Origin of the sequence: Promineifilum sp. (SeqCode), assembly GCF_041918635.1 — a bacterium.
Classification (GTDB): domain Bacteria; phylum Chloroflexota; class Anaerolineae; order Promineifilales; family Promineifilaceae; genus Promineifilum.
Genome location: NZ_JAYRVJ010000552.1, coordinates 1 through 2,468, shown reverse-complemented (window position 1 = coordinate 2,468; position 2,468 = coordinate 1). Strand labels below are relative to the sequence as shown.

The following is a 2,468-nucleotide window of genomic DNA, read 5'->3' as shown; positions in this document are numbered from 1 at the left end:
CGGCGGCGTGGCGGCTGTCCTGCTCGCCTTTAGCGCGGCCATCGCCAGTGGGGCCATCGAGGCCACCATCGTCGGGCTGGCCCAATGGTGGGCCATGCGGCCGTGGTTCCCCCAGATCGGTCGCTTCGCCTGGTGGCGGGCCACGCTGATCGGCGCGCTGTTGGCCTACGTACTCGGCTACCTGCCCTCCACCCTCATTAACCTGACCCAGACGACAGCCGACGCCAAAGTCGCGCCGGTGGCTGAGCCGCCGCAGGCCGTGGTGCTGCTGCTGGCCGCCGGGCTGGGCGCGGTGGGCGGGGCGATCCTGTCCTTTGCCCAATATCTCACCCTGCGCGGCAAGGTGGCGCAGGCCGGGCGCTGGATTCCGGCCAACATGCTGGCCTGGACCGTGGGCATGCCCATGGTCTTCTGGGCCATCGACCTGGCCTACAAGCAGCCGGTCCTGTGGCAGTCGCTGGCGCTGATGGCGGTCGCGCTGCTGGTGATGGGCGCTGTGGTCGGGGCGATTCACGGCGTGGCGCTGGTGCGCATGGCCGACGAGACGCGGAACCATTGAACGCCCGCCGGCGTCAGATATACTGTAGGCGGCCGGCCATCTAATCCAGCCGCCCGCCGGTGACACATGACAAACCATACCCGACTCTCGCGCGACAGGCTCTCCCCGGCTCTGGCCGTTCTGGCGGCGCTGGGCCTGGTGGTGGGCGCGTTGTTCCTGTTCCGTTTTGTCGGCGGACTGCCGGCCGGCCCGACCGCGCCCATCATCGTCACGCCGGGCGGCGAGGAAGCGCCCGACCCGCAGACGCCGGAAGAGCCGCAGACCAGCATCCCCATCGAGACCATCCGCGACCTGTCGCTGGCCCTGGCCGGTGTCATCACGGCCATGACCGGCCTGCTGGGCTTGCTCATCAAACAGATGTCGGAGCGCCGCGAGGAGGCCCGCCGCGCCGAGTCCCACTTGGTGGAACTGGAGCGCGAACGGCTGGCCCTGGAACGGGAACGGCTGAAGCTGGAACAGGAGCGGCTGGCTTTGGAGCGAAAGCGGGGGGCAGGTGGCAAGTAATTTAGAGGAGTAACTCATGAGCGCCTACCGCGTCTCCGTATCCCAGATCATCGACGCCCCCGCCGAAACCATTTACGCGATCTTGTCCGACTATCACACCGGCCACCCGTCCATCCTGCCGCGTCAATACTTCGAGGGCCTGACCGTTGAAAAGGGTGGGGTGGGGGCCGGTACGGTGGTTCGCGCCGATATGAACGTGATGGGCAACCGGCAGCGCTTCCGGCTGGCGGTCAGCGAGCCAGAGCCGGGCCGGGTGCTGGCCGAGGAGGATACCGCCGCCGGGGCACTCACTCACTTTATCCTGGAGCCACAAAGCGACGGCCAGACTCGCGTCACCATCCGCAGCGACTTTCGCTCGGCCGGCGGGCTGCGCGGCTTCGTCGAGCGGCTGGTGAACCCGTCCATCACGCGGCGCATCTACGGCGAGGAACTGCGGCTGCTCAATGAGGTGGCTCGGCATGGGTAGCATAGTCGCGATGTCGTCATCTACTGATTCTTCATCCACTGACTCAACCGCTCCCGTTCTAGATCCAACCGAGGCCGCCCGCGCCGCCGGCCTGCGTTACGTTAGCGACTGCGACCCCGGCATCCGCCGCGAGCGCCTGCAAGACGGTGGCTTTCGCTACGCCGGCGTTGACGGCGAGCCGGTCACCAGTGCGAAGGTGCTGGCCCGCATCGAGAAGCTGCGCATCCCGCCCGCCTGGGACGATGTATGGATCTGCGCCCGGCCCAACGGCCACATCCAGGCCACCGGCCGCGACGCCCGCGGCCGCAAGCAGTACCGCTACCACGCCGACTGGAACGCCACGCGCAGTCAGACCAAATACGACCGCCTGCTCGCTTTCGGCGAGGCGCTACCTGCCCTGCGCGTGCGGATCGACGCCGACCTGTCGCGCCGCGGCCTGCCGCGCGAGAAGGTGCTGGCGACCGTGCTGAGCCTGATGGACACGACCCTGATCCGCGTGGGCAACAAGGAGTACGCGCGCGCCAACCAGAGCTACGGCCTGACCACCCTGCGCGACAAGCACGTGACGGTCGAGGGCGCGACCATCCGCTTCCACTTCGTCGGTAAGAGCGGCCAGCAGCACGCCATCGACGTGCGCGACCGGCGGCTGGCGCGCATCGTCAAGCGATGCCGTGACATCCCCGGCTACCAACTGTTCCAGTATTACGACGAGGACGGCGCGCGCCAGGACGTGAGCTCCGGCGACGTGAACGACTACCTGCGCGAGGTGACCGGCGCGGAATTCTCGGCCAAGGACTTCCGCACCTGGGGGGGCAGCGTGCTGGCGGCGATGACGCTGTGCGCGCTGGAGCCGGCCGAATCGGAGCCGGCGACCCGCCGCAACGTCGTCCAGGCGGTGAAGGAGGTGGCCGCGGCGCTGGGCAACCGGCCGGCCACCTG

At 68.5% G+C, this 2,468-nt stretch carries 3 protein-coding genes and 1 pseudogene; all 4 read left to right on the top strand.

Going from position 1 to position 2,468, the window contains the following annotated elements:
• Nucleotides 1–559, top strand: a pseudogene (locus ACE3UY_RS16585) (hypothetical protein); the annotation flags it as partial.
• Between the two features lie 66 nt (nucleotides 560–625).
• Nucleotides 626–1,063: a hypothetical protein gene (locus tag ACE3UY_RS16580; RefSeq protein ID WP_374688603.1), complete on the top strand. Its 438-nt coding sequence runs from the start codon at nucleotides 626–628 to the stop codon at nucleotides 1,061–1,063.
• A gap of 16 nt (nucleotides 1,064–1,079) precedes the next feature.
• Nucleotides 1,080–1,529, top strand: coding sequence for an SRPBCC family protein (locus ACE3UY_RS16575; protein WP_374688602.1), 450 nt, complete (start codon nucleotides 1,080–1,082; stop codon nucleotides 1,527–1,529).
• Nucleotides 1,522–2,468 (top strand): DNA topoisomerase IB (locus ACE3UY_RS16570; RefSeq protein WP_374688601.1); only part of this gene is annotated, 947 nt, incomplete at its 3' end. The genes ACE3UY_RS16575 and ACE3UY_RS16570, both read left to right, overlap by 8 nt.

What these genes read in the sequence shown, in the direction of transcription:
- ACE3UY_RS16575 (WP_374688602.1), top strand. Translation starts at nt 1,080, where the DNA reads ATGAGCGCCTACCGCGTCTCCGTATCCCAGATCATCGACGCCCCCGCC.
- ACE3UY_RS16580 (WP_374688603.1), top strand. Translation starts at nt 626, where the DNA reads ATGACAAACCATACCCGACTCTCGCGCGACAGGCTCTCCCCGGCTCTG.